The organism is Desulfurobacterium indicum (assembly GCF_001968985.1).
In the GTDB taxonomy this organism is placed as follows: domain Bacteria; phylum Aquificota; class Aquificia; order Desulfurobacteriales; family Desulfurobacteriaceae; genus Desulfurobacterium_A; species Desulfurobacterium_A indicum.
Window position 1 is genome coordinate 1 of the sequence record NZ_MOEN01000054.1, and the last position, 2,301, is coordinate 2,301.

Genomic DNA, 2,301 nt, shown 5'->3' on the forward strand with positions numbered 1-2,301 from the left:
TTAAAAAAGGGAAACTTAAGAAAATATATCTCTCATATAAAGAAAAAGAAACAAAGGAGATAGATTTTTTTGAAGCGGTTGAGCTTCTTGAAACAACACCTTCAGAGAAAAGGATAGATGTGCCGCTGGAATCCTATTATGAACTTTTTGAAAAAAATAAATTGGCGTTCTCTCTTTCTCTTAAAAAGGAGATTGAAAGTAGAAAATCCCGTAAAACATCTTCAAAGGCAGAAAAGGATCTAAAAAAAGTACTAAAGGCTTTAAAAAATACTTTAACAGGTGAAGAGAAAGTAAAAGTTCAGGAACTTCTTGATATTCTAAATAGAGGTGCTATGTCTTTGGTAACAATTAAGAACTTAAGTAAACAGTTATCTTCGTCTGAAAATCCGAAAAAGAAATTAATGGTTATAGGCAACTTCCTTCAAGAATATAAGCAAGTTTTTGTTTGTAATGCCAATTCTATTAAAGATGATGATTCCATTGAAGTTATACTTTCTCAGTATTTTGGTAATTAGTCTTGATAGATTTAGTCTTTTTCTATAGATTTTGAAAGGTAGGACTAACTCTAAAAGTAGAGGTATAAATATGCGGCTTATAACTTCTCCGGGAGCTTTTAAAACATCTTATATAGCCGAAATTAAAGAAGAACTCGGACTTTTGAAAAAGAAAAGAAAAAAAACACGAAAGATTAAAGCTCCTAAATATCTTAAACCTTTTATCAAGTAGGCGATTAAGGAGCTTGGCGGCAGGGCGACTTATAGAGAAATCCAAAAGAAAGCCTTTGAGCTTTACCAGAAGAGTATTTCTAAAGAAATAGAAACGTTTTTTGGAATATTTAAGGCATCTGATGAAGAATTTGTTGAAAAAATTGCGGAAGATGAAGGAATTTACTATGGATTTGAAGATTAACAGATTCTTATCCAGAACAATTTTTGTAGATGCCAACGCTTTTATATATTTTTTAACAGGCAAGTGTAATCCATTAACCGTAGAAATATTTAAAATGGGCTACATTGGAAAACTGAAATTGGTAACTACTACACGAGTAGTAGATGAATTGTTGTTTAAAATGATGGTTATAGAAGCAAAGAATAAATACGGCTTTGAGAAAAATATACCTGTTAAGCTAAAGAAAAATAAGGATAAGGTTAAAGAGTTGTCAAAAAGTTGCAATAAAGTGCTTGAATTCTTAGAAAAAAGTAGGGTTAAAATCGTTGATATAAAAGTATCTTCTCTCCGTGCAATTCCAGAGATAATGACTCAATACGGCTTATTTGGAAATAATGCTTTGACGATTAAAATGATGAGAGAATTAAATCTTAAGTTTATTCTAAGTGCTGACAGAGATTTTGAAAATATAGATTGGATAGAAGTTATAAATCCAAAAATGATTAAAATAGTGGAGTAGAGAGTTTGCAAATTTGGTTGTTGATATTGAGAATAGGGGGATAAAAATTGCCTGCAGAAAAGTATGATACAGCAGTGAAAAGTTTAATAGAAAATTCATTTGATAAATCGAACTTTGAAACTTTTTTAAGAACCGTTTTTGTGTCTGCTGATTTTACAGAAAAGTTTGAAATAACAGCTCTGGAAAGTTACCCGGAGAAATTTAAGGAAACCATTAAAAAAGCGGAAATTCTTGGAACATATGAAGACAACGAAAATAATAAGATACTATTTCTGACAGTTGAACTTGGCAGGGAATCAACACTTGAAAGGGCAAGAAAAACTCAAAGGGATTTTGTTGCAAGGATTATAGAAGAATACGACGCAGAAGCTGCCGTAGTTGCCTTTTACGTCCCGGGATCAGACAACTGGAGACTTTCTTTTGTAAGATCAGTTTACCATTTCGATGAAAAAGGAAAACCTGTTCAGGAATTAACATCTTATAGAAGATATTCTTTTCTATTAGGTAAAGGAGAACCTTTCTATACAGCATATAAACAGCTTTCTACGTTAAAAGAAAATCCTAACCCTGATATTGATAGCATAGAAAACTCTTTTAGCGTTGAACCTGTTACCAAAGAGTTTTATGAAGAGCTGAAGAAAGTCTTTGAAAAAATGTGGAAAAAGATATATGGAAACAATAAATATATCTTCATTTCCACTTTTCACGTGTAGATAGTAAAGGAAGGATAGCTATTTGGTTTCAAACTCTTTTTGCTCCCATTGGTAATCTTCCTTTTCTTAAAAAGGTTTCTCCAGAAGATTACTTTAGATATTTCTTTTCTCAAGAGCTTAAAGTATCTGATAAGGGAGTTCTTTCTAAACTTTTGGTAGTGTACGATATTTTGTGTAAGC

At 31.6% G+C, this 2,301-nt stretch carries 4 protein-coding genes and 1 pseudogene; 4 read left to right on the forward strand and 1 reads right to left on the reverse strand.

Features of this window, described 5'->3' with window-relative positions; all coding sequences use genetic code 11:
* From BLW93_RS08875 to BLW93_RS08595, 4 genes and pseudogenes are all read left to right on the forward strand, one after another.
* Positions 1-515: pseudogene (locus tag BLW93_RS08875) on the forward strand (hypothetical protein); the annotation flags it as partial.
* A 70-nt stretch (positions 516-585) separates the two neighbouring features.
* The gene (locus tag BLW93_RS08880) at positions 586-726 is read left to right on the forward strand and encodes a hypothetical protein (protein ID WP_158025390.1); all 141 of its coding nucleotides are present in this window, start codon (positions 586-588) and stop codon (positions 724-726) included.
* 166 nt (positions 727-892) lie between these two features.
* Positions 893-1,408 (forward strand): type II toxin-antitoxin system VapC family toxin, encoded by a 516-nt coding sequence (locus BLW93_RS08590; RefSeq protein WP_158025391.1) that lies wholly within the window; start codon positions 893-895, stop codon positions 1,406-1,408.
* Positions 1,409-1,455: 47 nt separating this feature from the next.
* Entirely contained in the window at positions 1,456-2,121 is a 666-nt protein-coding gene (locus tag BLW93_RS08595) for a hypothetical protein (RefSeq protein ID WP_076713657.1), read from the forward strand.
* Here BLW93_RS08595 and BLW93_RS08940 read toward each other — a convergent pair.
* A partial coding sequence (locus BLW93_RS08940) for a hypothetical protein (protein WP_216818682.1) occupies positions 2,112-2,301 on the reverse strand: 190 nt, incomplete at its 5' end. The two genes, BLW93_RS08595 and BLW93_RS08940, sit on opposite strands and share 10 nt — an antisense overlap.

Coding starts and splice junctions, on each gene's coding strand:
- BLW93_RS08880 (WP_158025390.1), top strand. CDS start 586: ATGCGGCTTATAACTTCTCCGGGAGCTTTTAAAACATCTTATATAGCC.
- BLW93_RS08590 (WP_158025391.1), top strand. CDS start 893: ATGGATTTGAAGATTAACAGATTCTTATCCAGAACAATTTTTGTAGAT.